General features: G+C 49.0%; 19 protein-coding genes and 1 pseudogene. 7 read left to right on the forward strand and 13 right to left on the reverse strand.

Annotated features, from left to right (window positions below; translation table 11 throughout):
• Positions 1 to 71: 71 nt before the first annotated feature.
• Positions 72 to 405 (reverse strand): annotated as a pseudogene (locus FDX22_RS13265) (integrase); the annotation flags it as partial.
• Positions 406 to 661: 256 nt separating this feature from the next.
• Here FDX22_RS13265 and FDX22_RS13270 point away from each other — a divergent pair.
• Positions 662 to 880: a cold shock domain-containing protein gene (locus FDX22_RS13270; RefSeq protein WP_096757531.1), complete on the forward strand. Its 219-nt coding sequence runs from the start codon at positions 662 to 664 to the stop codon at positions 878 to 880.
• A gap of 312 nt (positions 881 to 1,192) precedes the next feature.
• Here FDX22_RS13270 and FDX22_RS30445 read toward each other — a convergent pair whose 3' ends face one another.
• The 3 genes from FDX22_RS30445 to ompC form a co-directional block, all read right to left on the reverse strand.
• Positions 1,193 to 1,426, reverse strand: a complete 234-nt coding sequence (locus FDX22_RS30445) for a YnfU family zinc-binding protein (RefSeq protein WP_326929964.1) — start codon at positions 1,424 to 1,426, stop codon at positions 1,193 to 1,195.
• A 281-nt stretch (positions 1,427 to 1,707) separates the two neighbouring features.
• Positions 1,708 to 1,920 (reverse strand): RNA chaperone/antiterminator CspA, encoded by a 213-nt coding sequence (gene cspA, locus FDX22_RS13275; RefSeq protein WP_096757530.1) that lies wholly within the window; start codon positions 1,918 to 1,920, stop codon positions 1,708 to 1,710.
• A gap of 692 nt (positions 1,921 to 2,612) precedes the next feature.
• A complete protein-coding gene (ompC, locus tag FDX22_RS13280; protein WP_117341893.1) occupies positions 2,613 to 3,788 on the reverse strand; it encodes a porin OmpC in 1,176 nt (391 codons plus the stop codon).
• 399 nt (positions 3,789 to 4,187) lie between these two features.
• Between ompC and FDX22_RS13285 the strand changes: the two genes are divergently transcribed.
• The 3 genes from FDX22_RS13285 to FDX22_RS13295 all read left to right on the forward strand — a co-directional run bounded on the left by FDX22_RS13285 (position 4,188) and on the right by FDX22_RS13295 (position 6,835).
• On the forward strand, positions 4,188 to 4,883 hold the full coding sequence (locus FDX22_RS13285; RefSeq protein ID WP_146717314.1) for a phosphohydrolase: 696 nt from the start codon (positions 4,188 to 4,190) through the stop codon (positions 4,881 to 4,883).
• Positions 4,884 to 4,956: 73 nt separating this feature from the next.
• Positions 4,957 to 6,387 (forward strand): DNA cytosine methyltransferase, encoded by a 1,431-nt coding sequence (locus tag FDX22_RS13290; RefSeq protein WP_096757527.1) that lies wholly within the window; start codon positions 4,957 to 4,959, stop codon positions 6,385 to 6,387.
• Positions 6,368 to 6,835, forward strand: coding sequence for a very short patch repair endonuclease (locus tag FDX22_RS13295; protein ID WP_146717315.1), 468 nt, complete (start codon positions 6,368 to 6,370; stop codon positions 6,833 to 6,835). The genes FDX22_RS13290 and FDX22_RS13295 overlap by 20 nt, the downstream gene beginning before the upstream one ends.
• Here FDX22_RS13295 and yedA read toward each other — a convergent pair.
• Entirely contained in the window at positions 6,827 to 7,747 is a 921-nt protein-coding gene (gene yedA / locus FDX22_RS13300) for a drug/metabolite exporter YedA (RefSeq protein ID WP_096757525.1), read from the reverse strand. The two genes, FDX22_RS13295 and yedA, sit on opposite strands and share 9 nt — an antisense overlap.
• A gap of 174 nt (positions 7,748 to 7,921) precedes the next feature.
• Between yedA and FDX22_RS13305 the strand changes: the two genes are divergently transcribed.
• Both FDX22_RS13305 and FDX22_RS13310 read left to right on the forward strand, forming a co-directional pair.
• On the forward strand, positions 7,922 to 8,836 hold the full coding sequence (locus FDX22_RS13305) for a DUF808 domain-containing protein (RefSeq protein ID WP_182039105.1): 915 nt from the start codon (positions 7,922 to 7,924) through the stop codon (positions 8,834 to 8,836).
• 77 nt (positions 8,837 to 8,913) lie between these two features.
• Positions 8,914 to 9,093, forward strand: coding sequence for a YodC family protein (locus tag FDX22_RS13310; RefSeq protein WP_170973029.1), 180 nt, complete (start codon positions 8,914 to 8,916; stop codon positions 9,091 to 9,093).
• A 206-nt stretch (positions 9,094 to 9,299) separates the two neighbouring features.
• On the opposite strand, the gene yodD is transcribed toward FDX22_RS13310, so the two are convergent.
• Complete coding sequence (yodD, locus tag FDX22_RS13315; RefSeq protein WP_096757522.1) at positions 9,300 to 9,527, reverse strand: YodD family peroxide/acid resistance protein; 228 nt, start codon at positions 9,525 to 9,527, stop codon at positions 9,300 to 9,302.
• Positions 9,528 to 9,690: 163 nt separating this feature from the next.
• Here yodD and dsrB point away from each other — a divergent pair, with 163 nt between their 5' ends.
• Positions 9,691 to 9,879 (forward strand): protein DsrB, encoded by a 189-nt coding sequence (gene dsrB, locus FDX22_RS13325; protein ID WP_170974186.1) that lies wholly within the window; start codon positions 9,691 to 9,693, stop codon positions 9,877 to 9,879.
• Positions 9,880 to 9,934: 55 nt separating this feature from the next.
• On the opposite strand, the gene rcsA is transcribed toward dsrB, so the two are convergent.
• From rcsA to fliM, 7 genes are all read right to left on the reverse strand, one after another.
• Positions 9,935 to 10,558 carry a transcriptional regulator RcsA gene (gene rcsA / locus FDX22_RS13330; protein ID WP_135912239.1) on the reverse strand — a complete coding sequence of 208 codons (624 nt, stop codon included), beginning with the start codon at positions 10,556 to 10,558 and terminating at the stop codon, positions 9,935 to 9,937.
• A gap of 281 nt (positions 10,559 to 10,839) precedes the next feature.
• The gene (gene fliR, locus FDX22_RS13335) at positions 10,840 to 11,634 is read right to left on the reverse strand and encodes a flagellar biosynthetic protein FliR (protein ID WP_115258834.1); all 795 of its coding nucleotides are present in this window, start codon (positions 11,632 to 11,634) and stop codon (positions 10,840 to 10,842) included.
• A gap of 8 nt (positions 11,635 to 11,642) precedes the next feature.
• A complete protein-coding gene (fliQ, locus tag FDX22_RS13340; RefSeq protein ID WP_115258833.1) occupies positions 11,643 to 11,912 on the reverse strand; it encodes a flagellar biosynthesis protein FliQ in 270 nt (89 codons plus the stop codon).
• A 9-nt stretch (positions 11,913 to 11,921) separates the two neighbouring features.
• Complete coding sequence (gene fliP, locus FDX22_RS13345) at positions 11,922 to 12,659, reverse strand: flagellar type III secretion system pore protein FliP (RefSeq protein WP_115258832.1); 738 nt, start codon at positions 12,657 to 12,659, stop codon at positions 11,922 to 11,924.
• Positions 12,659 to 13,036: a flagellar biosynthetic protein FliO gene (fliO, locus tag FDX22_RS13350; protein WP_135912238.1), complete on the reverse strand. Its 378-nt coding sequence runs from the start codon at positions 13,034 to 13,036 to the stop codon at positions 12,659 to 12,661. Before fliO ends, fliP begins: the two co-directional genes overlap by 1 nt.
• Positions 13,036 to 13,449: a flagellar motor switch protein FliN gene (fliN, locus tag FDX22_RS13355; protein ID WP_096757515.1), complete on the reverse strand. Its 414-nt coding sequence runs from the start codon at positions 13,447 to 13,449 to the stop codon at positions 13,036 to 13,038. Before fliN ends, fliO begins: the two co-directional genes overlap by 1 nt.
• Positions 13,446 to 14,450 carry a flagellar motor switch protein FliM gene (gene fliM, locus FDX22_RS13360; protein WP_115258830.1) on the reverse strand — a complete coding sequence of 335 codons (1,005 nt, stop codon included), beginning with the start codon at positions 14,448 to 14,450 and terminating at the stop codon, positions 13,446 to 13,448. Before fliM ends, fliN begins: the two co-directional genes overlap by 4 nt.
• Positions 14,451 to 14,452: the final 2 nt, after the last annotated feature.

The raw sequence follows: 14,452 nt of genomic DNA on the forward strand, positions 1-14,452 counted from the left end.
TAGGGGCAACTCTACCGGGGGTTCAAATCCCCCTCTCTCCGCCACAATTCAAACACTTACAGCCCCATCATTCAAGGACACACATCACACTTGGAATTACTTGGAATATTCTCCGGTAAAGGGGCGTTCAGTGTCGGTGAAAGTTTGACCTTTCTGTCGTAGATGAGCACCTGTCCTTCAGTCTTGTGTCCAGAAAAAAGCTGTTTATCTCGACTATCTCCTCGGAATCTGAAATCCCTTTAGCCTTAAGATCATGAAAGGTGAAATCGGTCAAAATGCCTGACACTTGGCCTGCATGGTTTCTTGTCTATACTATACTTTCATTTCGTTAAAACCTTTGTACATGTACCGATTACCGTACTGGTTGCTGATCTCGTAGGCTGATTTTGGTCGCTGCCGGGCTTTTCTATCGCAGCCCGCTACTCTGAAAATATTTCCAGCCAGCTAAAAGATCAGTTGACTGCTACAATACCGGGAGAGTCGAACGGCAAAGAATATTTTGCTTATTATCACTGTCCGTGCCTTAATGAACTCATCATTTCGATATACAGCAAACGTAAACATTTTATCGGCCAGTCCCCTCATTACCAGGTACTATCGCTGATACTTTTTTTAGTCTGTACGTTTGTTGTTCCCTTCATCATGTGAAATTGGAGTAATTATGTCCTCAAGAATCAGAGGCTTGGTAAAATGGTTTAAGGAAGACAAAGGTTTTGGTTTCATCTCTCCGCTTGATGGAAGCAAAGATATCTCAGTTCATGTTTCGGAGCTTCAGGGCGATCATTTTAAAACCCTGTTTGAAGGACAGAAGGTGGAGTACACAATTTATAACGGTAACAAAGGTCCCGCTGCTTCTAAAGTAATACTTTGTGATAAATAGATATACGCGATCGGCAATATAGCTAAGGCGTTAGGTCTGAGAAGGTAGAATTGTAAGCTTTTCTGGAGGAAAAACCTTTTAAAATCAGGCTGGTAACTTTTACATCTTTACAGGTGTGCAGAAGCGCAGACCTCCCGTATGCACAGTATAAAAGTAACCGTTAATGGGCTGCATAAACAGTAAAGAGCGCTTATGCTCAGACGGTCTACAGCAGCATCATTGCTTTGAGTTTTTATTTGCCTAAAAACATTGTTATATGTGAGGGCGTTTAATTAATTTAACGCTCATCCTATCTGCAAGAAGGCATCTGCATCATTTTAATGACTTGAACAAGGTACTGCAAAACGGGCAGACAAGTTGAGAACCTTTTTGGACACGACTAAAACTATGTTCTGAATCTTTTGAACAGCTTGGGCATGTGCATTTGACTAAGTAATTACGATTAGTTTGTGTTTTTTTACGAGTGGACATAGGGATTTCCTGCTGCAAGGGATTATAACGATACATGTTTAATAAGAAAACCACTTGTATTCCTTTACGATACATGACGATTTTGAAATTATTTGGAATACAATTTCTTTTGACAAATAAACTACAGGCATAGTCTGTAATGAGGCTGGTAATATATGAGTGAAATATATTCGCCGTATTATCTGGATTAAAGATTTAAATTATTAAGCCATGCAATAATATAGGGTGCCAGTGTTATTATAATTACACTAACAATAAACCCGCACTGGGCGGGTTCATTTTATTATCAGTAGAGATTAACTACTCAGACTATTGCCCTCATCGCTATCGTAAGCACTACTGATAACTAGCGGGCATTACAGTGGAGTGACGTTTCCAGCTGCAGGGCCTTTAGCGCCATTTTCAATGGTGAAGGAGACTTTCTGACCTTCATCAAGTGTTTTAAAATTGTCGCTCTGGATAGCAGAGAAATGTACGAATACATCTTTGCTGCCGTCATCAGGGGTGATAAAGCCAAAACCTTTATCTGCGTTAAACCATTTTACTAAACCAGTCATTTTATTAGACATAGATATTTCCTTAATTTATGAGCCACATAAGTGCGGCGACGATGGCCTGTATTTAGAGAGTTACTTATTTGGCACTTAGGAGAAGACTCATGAAGAAGGGGTATCTGTAGATAGCTCTTGAACTGAGGACTGCTTTACTAAAACTGCTTTCATAAGGTCTGTTTTCCAAACCGATGTCTCTATTAAGACATATTAAAATTAATTCAGCAAGGTATATGTTATTTATTTTAACCATTTAAACGCCTGGGTGGCTGAATGGCTGACTGATAAATTCCAGAATATAACTAGTGTGGGTGCTACCTGGCACGCGACAAGAGGCATTACACCCTACTCATTTAAAGTACCCGTCCTTCTGCCACTGTGGCTATACCCCTTACTGAAAGCCTATCATTTTGTTGTTGGCTTTTACGATCACTTCCACATCGCCATCGCTGACGTTAATCAGATTGGTGGATTAGACGTGCAGAGTTGGTGCAGATTTCTCTGCCCCTATCAGCGGTCATGAAAATCGGAGTGGGGCAACTCCACCAAGGGAGAAAATCCTCCTCTAGCCGCCATTATTCAAACGGTTAACTCAATTCCTCTCACGGCAGGTCTCACCGATGTTTTTCTTTGGATATCCTCACAAATGCGTGTCGTATAAACAAAAAGCCCGCTTCATATGAAGCGGGCTTGCTGCGTATTGAGCAGAATTAGAACTGGTAGACTAAACCAAGGGCAACGATGTCATCAGTTGCGATGCCATTACTTGCATAGAAGTTGTCGTCTTCGTCCAGCAGGTTGATTTTGTAATCAACATAGGTGGACATGTTTTTGTTGAAGTAGTAAGTCACGCCAACATCCACATATTTGACCAGATCTTTGTCGGTGTAACGAGGGGTGCCATTGCTATTGTGATCCCAGCCGCCTAAGTCAACACCTTTAGATTGCAGGAAGGAAACCGCAGGACGCAAACCAAAGTCGAACTGGTACTGAGCGGTTACTTCAAAGTTCTGGGTTTTGTTGGCAATACCGCCTTCTAATCCATCTCCTTTACCATATGCAGTCATATTGCGAGTTTCAGCATACATGGCCGCCAGGTAAATGTTATTAGCGTCATATTTTGCACCGATGGTCCACGCATCAGCGGTTTCACCGCCAGCATAGCTATTGGCATGACTACTGTCGCCACGGCCACGTGCAACCTGGTTGTCAGTACGATCGGAACTGGAATATGCAGCACCCAGGCTTAAACCGAAGTCGAAATCGTAAGAGGTGGACATACCGAAACCGTCGCCATTTTCACGCGCCAATTTACGGTTCTCACCATTGCCGGTACCTTCGCCGGAGCCCGCGCTTTCGTTGTTACCTTGATACTGCAGAGCAAAGTTCAGACCTTCTACCTGACCAAAGAAACCTTTGTTACGGTAGGTTGCCACGCCGTTGGTGCGGCCGGTCATATATACGTCGGTCTGAGTGTAGGTATCGCCACCAAATTCTGGCAGCATATCGGTCCAGGCTTCTACGTCGTAGACCACGCCGTAATTACGGCCGTAGTCGAAGGTACCGTTTTCACCAAAGCCTAAGCCGGCAAAGCCCAGACGAGTCCAGGAGTTTGCGCCTTCGCCTTCAGCATTGTTGGCCATAACCTGATATTCCCACTGACCGTAGCCGGTGAGCATATCGTTAATCTGGGTTTCGCCTTTAAAGCCCAGACGCGCATAGGTCTGATCGCCGTCGCTGCCAGCGTCATCAGAAAAATAACGCAGGCCATCGACTTTGCCGTACAGATCCAGTTTGTTGCCATCTTTATTATAGATTTCTGCCGCATTTGCTGCGCCTGCAGCTAATAATGCCGGGAGAAGAAGTGCCAGAGCTTTTCTTTTCATTATGTATTCCCTTATGATAATAATTGATGTGAATATGTAGTTCTATCCAAAAGACTACGTTTTGATACTATTCTATGAAGTTCATTTATTTTAAAATATAACGTGTAACAAATCTATTTAAAAGATTTCAAAATATTTCTGTTTGGATTTTTGTTATTTATTTAATATGTTTACGTGTTTCATATTTACCATATAAATGATTTATTTATCACTAGGCTATGAGTTTTATGTTAATTATATTGAATTTTGATTTTATATAAATTTAATATGTTTATGTTGATTGTATTTATAATTTGTAGATTCTGGTCCTGGCCCATAATGATTAATCATTTGATGTTATAGAATGGGTGGGTTAATTTATGCGGTGTATATATGGCCGTAGCGCTCGCGAGGAATAGCATGGATTTACAGTACTGGCAGTCGCAATTTGAAGCATGGTTACGTGAAAATCACCTCGGGCAGGATGCAGCCCATGACATCTTTCATTTTCGTCGTGTGTGGATGACGTCACAACAGTTGGGTGCTGATGCAACCATCGACTGGCTGGTGGTGCTGACAGCCTGCTATTTTCATGACCTTATCAGCTTGCCGAAAAACCATCCTGACCGACATCGCTCGTCGGTACTGGCGGCGCAGGAAACCTGCCGCGTATTGACGCAGTTTTTCCCCACATTTCCAGAAGACCGGCTGCCGGCGGTAAGTCATGCCATTGAAGCACACAGTTTTAGCGCAAAAATTTCGCCAACCACGATCGAGGCCAAAATTGTTCAGGATGCTGACAGACTTGAGGCGTTGGGGGCCATTGGCTTAGCCCGCGTATTTGCGGTTTCTGGTGCACTGGGGGTGGCATTGTTTGATGCGGAAGACCCTTTTGCACAACGGCGCGAGCTCAACGACAAGCAATATGCACTCGATCATTTCCAGACCAAATTATTGCAACTGCCGATGACGATGCAAACGGCACAGGGACGGTGTTTAGCGCAGCATAACGCTGATTTTTTGCTGACCTATATGGCGAAATTAAGCGCCGAGTTAAAAGGGGAGTATGAGGAGCTGGATCTCGCCGCGATTCAGCCCTTTAAGGCGCATCGGTAGCCTGCACAGCTGAAACGTAAACACCTCTGTTTTATGTTAACCTGTCGCTAATCCATTTTGGCCGGTTAAATGTATGCAGGAAAATTTTTCAGTAACAGGCACCATAAACCTGATGACAGAGGATACCGGGATCGCCGTGCAGGTGATGTTGGCTAAGCTGCTTGAGATTTACGACGTGAAAACGCTGGTGGCTCACCTTAATGGCGTCGGTGAGCATCACTGGAGCCCGGCCATCTTTAAACGTGTGGTTGCGAACGAGACATGGCACCGCCTGAGCGATCGTGAATATTCCCACCTGAAGACCTTGCTACCGACGCCGCCGGTGCATCATCCGCAGTATGCTTTTCGTTTTATCGATCTTTTCGCCGGAATTGGCGGTATTCGCCGCGGCTTCGAAGCGATCGGTGGACAGTGCGTGTTTACCAGCGAGTGGAACAAGCATGCGGTGCGTACTTACAAAGCGAATTACTATTGCGATCCTGACCAGCACCATTTTAATGAAGATATTCGCGATATTACGTTAAGCCATCGTGCCGGGGTGAGCGATGAGGAGGCGGCTGAACATATCCGCCAGCATGTCCCTCAGCATGATGTGCTGCTGGCCGGCTTTCCCTGTCAGCCGTTTTCGCTGGCAGGCGTCTCCAAGAAAAATGCATTAGGTCGTGCGCACGGTTTTGCCTGTGATACGCAAGGTACGCTATTTTTCGACGTGGTCAGAATCATTGATGCCCGCCGTCCGGCAATCTTTGTGCTGGAAAACGTCAAAAACCTGAAGAGCCATGACCAGGGGAAAACGTTTCGCATCATTATGCAAACGCTGGATGAGTTAGGGTATGACGTGGCGGATGCGGCGGAAAACGGGCCGGACGATCCTAAAATTATCGATGGAAAACACTTTTTACCGCAGCATCGCGAACGTATTGTCCTCGTGGGCTTTCGACGCGATCTGAATCTTAAAAATGACTTTACGCTACGGGATATTGTCACCCGCTACCCGCAGCGGCGTATTACGCTGGCCGAGCTGCTTGAACCGACCGTTGACGTGAAATACATCCTGACGCCGGTGTTGTGGAAATATTTATATCGCTACGCGAAAAAGCATCAGGCGCGGGGGAACGGCTTTGGCTACGGCATGGTATATCCTGGCAATCCGCACAGCGTAACGCGCACGTTATCTGCGCGCTATTACAAGGACGGGGCAGAAATATTAATCGACCGTGGCTGGGATATGGCGCTGGGTGAACAGGATTTTGACGATCCGCACAACCAGTTGCACCGACCACGTAGACTTACACCTCGAGAGTGCGCGCGCCTGATGGGATTTGAGTCGCCTCAGGGTTATCAGTTCCGTATTCCGGTGTCTGATACCCAGGCCTATCGCCAGTTCGGCAATTCGGTGGTGGTCCCGGCATTTGCGGCGGTAGCCCGACTGCTGGAGCCAAAAATCAAACAGGCCGTCGCGCTGCGTGAGAAAGAGAGTCTGCATGGCAGACGTTCACGATAAGGCCACGCGCAGTAAAAATATGCGGGCAATCGCGACCCGCGATACGGCGATTGAGAAACGTCTGGCCAGCGTATTGACGGAGCAGGGGGTAACGTTTCGCGTGCAGGATGCGGCGTTACCAGGCCGCCCTGATTTTGTGGTGGATGACTATCAGTGTGTTATTTTTACCCATGGTTGTTTCTGGCATCACCACGAGTGTTATTTATTTAAGACCCCCGGGACGCGCACGCAATTCTGGCTGGCTAAAATAGGCAAAAACGTCGAACGCGATGCGCGGGATCGCGAGAGACTGCAGGCACTTGGCTGGCGGGTACTCATTATCTGGGAGTGCGCCATACGAGGGCGAAAAAAACTCAGCGATGAGGCGCTGTCCGAGCGCGTGGTCGAGTGGATCTGCAGCGGTGGCGCTACCGCGCAGATCGACACCCAGGGTATTCATTTACTGTAACGACTTTTCCGACGGTGCGGCGACCGCGTCTGCTTTGACCGGGAACAGGTATTTACCCAGCGTCACCAGCACCACGGCAAAAACAATCACTCCGAGTGCCAGCCACTCGATGAACGCCAGGCTTTCACCTCCCAGACCGGTACCTAATAAGACGGCAACAACCGGGTTGACGTAGGCATAGCTGGTTGCCAGCGCCGGACTCACGTTACGGATCAGGTACATATATGCGTTGATGGCGATAATGGAGCCGAACAGCGCCAGGTAAGCGACCGCCATAAACCCAGAAAAAGATGGCATTGTAGTCAGCTTTTCCCCGGAGATAAGCGAGGCCCCCATCAGCACGATACCGGCGGCGAGCATTTCAATTGCACCGGCCATCATACCCACGGGTAAGGTAATGCGGGAACCGTACACGGAACCGAATGCCCAGCTCATTGAGCCAATCAGGATCAACACTGCACCCCAGGGGTTACCACTCAAATTCCCGCCGCTGTTAAGCATAATGATCCCGGCCAGTCCGATAGCGATGCCCATCCACTCCAGCTTGCGGGTTTTAATGCCAAAGAAATAGCTGAAGCACAGCGTAAACAGTGGGACGGTGGCGACCACCACGGCAGCGATGCCGGAAGGGACGTTCTGGTGTTCGGCGACGGTGACCAACCCATTTCCCACAGCCAGCAGCAGAATACCGATCAGTGCGGCATTGAGCAGCGGGCGTAATGGCGGCAGTTTGTGGCCGCGCAGAAGTAAAAATGCGGTTAACAAAATCCCCGCAGACAGAAAACGCACGCCGGCCATCATGAGCGGCGGCCAGCTCTCAACGCCAATACGGATAACGAAGTAGGTGGAACCCCAAATGATGTATAGCGCGAACAGCGCACTGAAAAGCGGTAACAATTGCCTGAAACGCATAATCCCTCACGGTGGAAATAAAAAGGCGCAACATAGTAAACGTCAAAACTATCGTGCTGGCGAGATTTATAATTGCCCGTTGTTGTTAAAAATTTGTTGACCATAAAGGTGAGTTTCAGCATCACGTTTTTTACTTCATACTAATGACGGAAAAAAATAATATTGAGGGTGAAAATTTTGGCAGGAAGTAGCTTACTGACCTTACTCGATGACATCGCCACGCTGCTTGACGATGTCTCCATGATGGGAAAATTGGCCGCAAAAAAAACCGCGGGCGTTCTGGGAGATGACCTGTCGCTTAACGCGCAGCAGGTATCGGGCGTACGGGCAAACCGTGAACTTCCGGTCGTCTGGAGCGTGGCAAAAGGATCTTTCGTCAACAAAGTTATTCTTGTGCCGTTGGCGTTACTGATCAGTGCCTTTATTCCCTGGGCGATTACCCCGTTATTAATGATTGGTGGGGCGTTCCTCTGTTTTGAAGGCGTGGAAAAAGTCCTGCATACGCTGCAGGCGCGCAAACATCAGGAAACGCCGGAAGAACGCCAGCAGCGTCTGGCAGAGCTGGCGGCGCAGGACCCACTGACCTTTGAGAAAGATAAAATCAAAGGGGCCGTACGTACCGATTTTATTTTATCTGCGGAGATTGTGGCGATTACGCTGGGAATTGTGGCCGATGCGCCGTTGCTCAATCAGGTTCTGGTGCTGTCAGGGATCGCTTTAGCGGTGACCGTTGGCGTATACGGCCTGGTTGGCATTATCGTCAAGTTGGACGACATCGGCTTCTGGCTGGCTGAAAAGCGCAGCGCGGTCGCTCAGGCGCTGGGTAAAGGCTTGCTGGTGGTGGCGCCCTGGCTGATGAAAACGCTGTCGGTGGTAGGAACTCTGGCGATGTTTTTGGTAGGGGGCGGCATTGTCGTCCATGGGATCGCGCCGTTGCATCATGCGATCGAGCAGTTCGCCCAGCAACAGAATTCATTCATTTCAATGATGATTCCGACCCTGTTAAACCTTGTATTGGGCTTTATCATTGGTGGCATTGTGGTACTGCCGGTGAAAATGGTCGCAAAACTGCGCGGTGTTTCACACTAATTTTTGTTTACCTGATTATGCAAAAAGGCTGCTTGTCGTCTAAGGTGAAAAGGTTTCTCTTGATACAGGAGGCAGGTATGGTCTTTTCTGTCAGTGAGGAAGTCACCGTGAAACAGGGTGGCCCACGCATGATTGTCACCGGATACGCTAGCGGCATGGTCGAGTGTCGCTGGTACGATGGCTTTGGTGTCAAACGGGAAGCATTCCGTGAAGATGAACTGACGTCCGGTAAAGGGCAACAACGACAGGATGCCTGAACATTACGTTCAGGCGTAAGTGAGTGATCTCTCAACCATTAGTTATATTTATCATTTTGGTGAGAATTATTTACTTGTCAGGCAAAAAAATTGTAGATAAGGTTGGCCTCACATCAGATTTCCTGGTGTAACGAATTTTCAAGTGCTTCTTGCATAAGCAAGCTTGATCCCGACCCACTGAGGGCCGGGATTTTTTTCGCCTGAAGTCAGCGATTGATTTCCGTCACGCTAAAATCGTGGATATCTAACTCAAACGCTTCGGCTAACTCATGCCATGTATGGTAATCACGACCGTCAACACTGACGCGATCCGGGTCATCGCGGCTGCGATGAATCTCGCTCTCGCAGATTTCGTTGATTGCCTCCAGCAGCGCGTCTACATCAACGCTGACCTCACGTTTGGCCGTCTCGCTGTACTCTTTCGCGGTTTTCATTCACCTACCTCTCAACCGTTACGGATACCGGGTGTATGCAGCAAAATCGCTGACGCACACTTTCTAAGTATAGACCGTCGAGAAAACCCGCAATCGCGCGCGCCAGGCGCTGCCAGAAAATAGAATTTGTTCTACACTGGCACAAAGCCACAGGAGGAAAATGATGAAGGTGAATGATCGGGTTACAGTCAAAACGGACGGCGGTCCTCGTCGGCCTGGTCGGGTACTGGCAATCGAGGAGTTTAGTGAAGGCACCATGTACCTGGTTTCGCTGGAAGACTACCCGCTCGGTATCTGGTTCTTTAACGAGTCAGGTCATCAGGATGGTATTTTTGTGGAGAAGGTAGACTAATCATACCGCTTTTGTCTTGATGCTGACTGGTGACATTCCCACCAGTCAGCACATACTAGCGCATATTCACAAAGATACCGTTGGTGACGTTATCGGTGAGTCGAACGACGTGATAGATCACCTGTTTATTATGCGTTTTTATCTTTCGTTTTATATTCCCCTTATGGGATGAGACGGTTTTTGCTTTGATATTCATTTGATCGGAAATCTGAATGGTTCCCTGACCCTCCATCCACATGCGTAACATGCTGGACTCGGTGCGGCTTAATGACAGTGTCGGCAGATTGACATCGACAACAATATCCACATCCTTTTTAAGAATATCGCCAAGCAATTCGTCCAGTGAATCCGGTTTAATCGACTTTGAACTGATTAATAAATTTTTTCTGACCAGGAGATATTCATCAAAATGGACGTTGGCAATAGCCATAAATACGATAAATAATGTACTGGGATGCTGATTAATGATCTGCTTTATTTGCTGACTGTTAGCCGGATCGTGGATGAAACAGTCTTCATTAATAAACACCACAGCAGGTTGATGTGCGTCACAGGCGATACTGAGTTCGTCAACGGTTGAAATACCGTTGATTTCCTTTTTTTTCACCCCCCGGCTTACCAGATACCCGGTCAACCCTAACCGGGTGTAACTGCATAAATCCATAATAATCGTTGACATGGCATACCCTCACTCAATGCGTAACGATAATTCCCCTTACCTGATTATTTCTGCACAACTAAACGGAATAATAACAACCCAAGATGACGCTTTTACTGCTTGTTTTCAGGCGGATTTACTATCCCGTAAAGTTGCGTATAATTTGCCAGGAAACTTCTTAAAGTAAAGTAAATGTTGCGTTCTGTGAGTAAGGCAAAAACAAATAAGCCGCGGCAGCGTTATCCTGGTAGATGTGGTCTATTTTTTAATTTCGGACAATCCTTAGTAAAACAGGATAAATACTATGGGTTATTATTTGTGGGCATTTCACTGATGATATCGGCAAGTAAATTAAAAATTTCGCTGAATAATCGTTCGCAGAATGGGGCAATTAATGGCATTAATGCGGCCATTAAAGAAATACCTACCGTCAGGGTCAGCGGAAAGCCAATGACAAAAACGGAGAGCTGGGGAGCCATACGATTTAACAATCCGAGCGCGAGGTTGAGCGTGAGCAACAGCGTCATCACCGGCAGCGCCAGCATCAGCCCGTTGAGAAATATTAAGCTGCCCGCGCGAGCAAGGGCGAGGAAGGCATTACTGTTTACCGGGTGACCGCCGATCGGCAGGGTATGAAACGTGTCTACCAGCAGTGAGATCAACCATAGGTGACCGTTAAAGGTCAAAAACAGCAGCATGGCAAGTAAATCCATCAGTCGTGCCAGCACGGGCATGTTCAGTCGACTGCCGGGGTCAAAGAATGTGGCGAAAGAAAGCCCCATTTGCAGGCCAATTAACTCACCGGCCGTACGCACAGCAGCAAATGCAAATTGCATGGTGAAGCCTAACGCAATACCGATCAGGATTTGCTGCATCGCCAACCATAAAGCCGCGATGGAGAAAATTGGCACGTCATTGGCAGGTAGGGACGGGGCGATAACCACCGTTATCATCAGGCCCAACCCCAGCTTTACCCGCTTAGGTATCGCACGCTCACTGAGGATGGGTGCCGTAGAAATGAGAGCCAATACACGCAGCAGTGGCCAGAAATACAGGTTCAACCAGTAAAGCCATTGATCGCTCGTCACCTGCAGCATGGCGGCGTCTACCCGATGATATAGGGGATATTGCTGAACAGCGTACGCACATAGTCCAGCAACAGGTTAAGCATCCACGGCCCGGCCACAATAATAGCGACAAAGACCGCGACAATTTTCGGAATGAACGATAGCGTCATTTCGTTAATTTGGGTTGCCGCCTGCAGGATGCTGATAATCAGCCCCGTCACCAGTGCAACCAGTAACAACGGTGCGGCGAGGGCAAGAGCGACTTTCATCGCCTCGGTGCCCATCATCATGACCGATTCAGGTGTCATTTCGCGCCTCTAACTGTAAAAACTTTGCGCCAGCGAACCGACAAGCAGTTGCCAGCCGTCAACCAGCACAAACAGCATCAGCTTAAACGGCAGCGCGATGGTGGCGGGCGGTACCATCATCATCCCGAGTGCCATCAATACGCTGGCGATCACCAGGTCGATTATCAGGAAAGGAATGAAAATCGTAAAACCTATCTGGAAGGCGGTTTTCAGTTCGCTGGTGACATAGGCTGGCAGCAGAATTCGCATCGGCACTGCTTCCGGTCCCTGCAACGGTCCGCTGTTTGCCAGACGCGCAAACAGTGCCAGATCGGCTTCGCGGGTCTGGCGCAACATAAACTCACGCAGCGGCTGTGCGCCTTTCTCTATCGCTTCCTGCATGGAGATCTTCTCTTCGCTGAACGGCTGATATGCGTCAACGTAGATTTTGTCGATCACCGGGGACATGATGAAAAAAGTCAAAAATAGCGCCAGTCCAAGTAACACCTGGTTTGGCGGGGCGGACGGGGTTCCCAGCGCGTTACGTAACAGACCGAAAACGATGATGATGCGGGTGAAGCTGGTCATCATCAGCAAAATGGCGGGCAGGAACGTCAGCGAGGTGATAAATACCAGCGTTTGTACCGGTAACGTCCAGCTTTGTCCGCCGCCGGGTAGTGGCTGGCTAACCAGACCGGGAAGCTGGGCCGCGGCCACTGGGCTAAACAGCCACAAGCCGAGCAGCGTGAGGGACAACAAACGGCGCATCAGGATCTCCCAGGACGCTTAAGCAAACTCTTCATCATGGACTGGAAATCCGCCGGGGGGGCCGGGTTCTCGTCGGGCACCACGGACGTAGGGGGCAGGGTATGCAGCACGTTAATCTGCGATGCGGTCACACCCAGCACCAGACGTGCGTCCTCAACCTCAACAATTACCACCCGTTCGCGCGGTCCCAATGAGGTGCTGGCCGTGACTTTCAGTCCGCGTGTACCGGCCCCTTTGGATGCAAAACCCAGGCGTTTAATGACCCAGGCCGCGGCGAGGATCAACAGGATTATGCCCAGCAGGGCGCCGCTGACCTGCACCAGCGGTGAGCCGGGAACGGCGGCGGGCTGAGAGACGGTAGCCTGGGTGTTCATCATTAACGGCTCAGGCGGCGCATACGTTCAGACGGCGTAATAATGTCAGTGATACGCACGCCGTATTTATCTGCGACGACAACCACTTCGCCCTGAGCAATCAGGTAACCGTTGATCAGAATATCCAGCGGCTCGCCCGCCAGACCGTCCAGTGCGACGACGGAGCCTTGCGTCAGGCGCAACAGCTCTTTGATGGTCATGCGAGTGCGGCCCAGTTCGACGGTCAGCTTGACCGGAATGTCCATGATCAGGTCAATGTCCTGCAGTGTACCGCTGACGTCCCCGCCGCCTAACTGCTGGAATACCGCATCTACCGAACTTTTAGCCGTGGTCGTTGTTTGCTCATTTAACGCGTCAGCCCACAGATCGTCCAATGCACCAGTGTTCTCATCGGACGGATTATTCATGTCACTCATTTGGGCTGTTCCTCATTCAGCGAATTCAAAATCGGGTTGATCAAATGTTCTACGCGTAACGCATACTGACCGTTTACGGTGCCATATTGGCTGGTCAGCACAGGCACGCCGTCCACATGAGCAATAATGCGGTCGGGTTTTTCAATCGGCAGCACATCGCCGGGTTTGAGCTTTAAAATCTGCGACAGACGCAGCGGAATGTCGGCAAAGTTCGCCACCAGCTCCAGCTCTGAATGCTGAACCTGACGCACCAGGTTATTACGCCAGTTCTGATCCTCATTGCGCGAGTTTTCCAGCGGCGGGTTAACCAGCAGCTCGCGCAACGGTTCAATCATGCTGAAGGGCAGACAGATGTTAAATTCACCGGTCAGGTTGCCAATTTCAACGTGGAACGGCGTGTTCACCACAATGTCGTTTGGTGAAGTGGTGATATTGGTAAATTTCACCTGCATTTCCGAGCGCACGTACTCCACTTCCAGCGGGTTGATCGCTTTCCAGGCGTCGCTGTAGCTTTCCAGCGCCAGCTTCAGCATGCGGTTGATCACGCGCTGCTCGGTATGCGTAAATTCGCGACCTTCCACCTTCGTCGGGAAGCGTCCATCACCGCCAAACAGGTTATCGACGGCGATAAACACCAGACTCGGCGAGAACACCACCAGACCCGTACCGCGGAGCGGTTTCAGGTGGATCAAGTTCAGGTTGGTTGGTACCGGTAAGTTACGCGCAAACTCGTGATACGGCTGGATGCGGATCGCACCCACGGTAATATCCGGGCTACGGCGCAACAGGTTAAATAATCCCATCCGGAACTGGCGCGCGAAGCGTTCGTTGATGATCTCCAGCGCTTGCAAACGCTCGCGAACAACGCGGCGTTGGGTGTTGGGATCGTACGGACGAATATTGCTTTCGTTTGCAATACCGGAAATAGGTTCGTCTTTGGTGTCGCTATCGCCGTTAAGCAATGCGTCAATTTCAGCCTGAGAAAGAATACTGTCGCCCATGT

It is taken from the genome of Citrobacter sp. TBCS-14 (assembly GCF_005280805.1).
In the GTDB taxonomy this organism is placed as follows: Bacteria; Pseudomonadota; Gammaproteobacteria; order Enterobacterales; family Enterobacteriaceae; genus Citrobacter; species Citrobacter gillenii.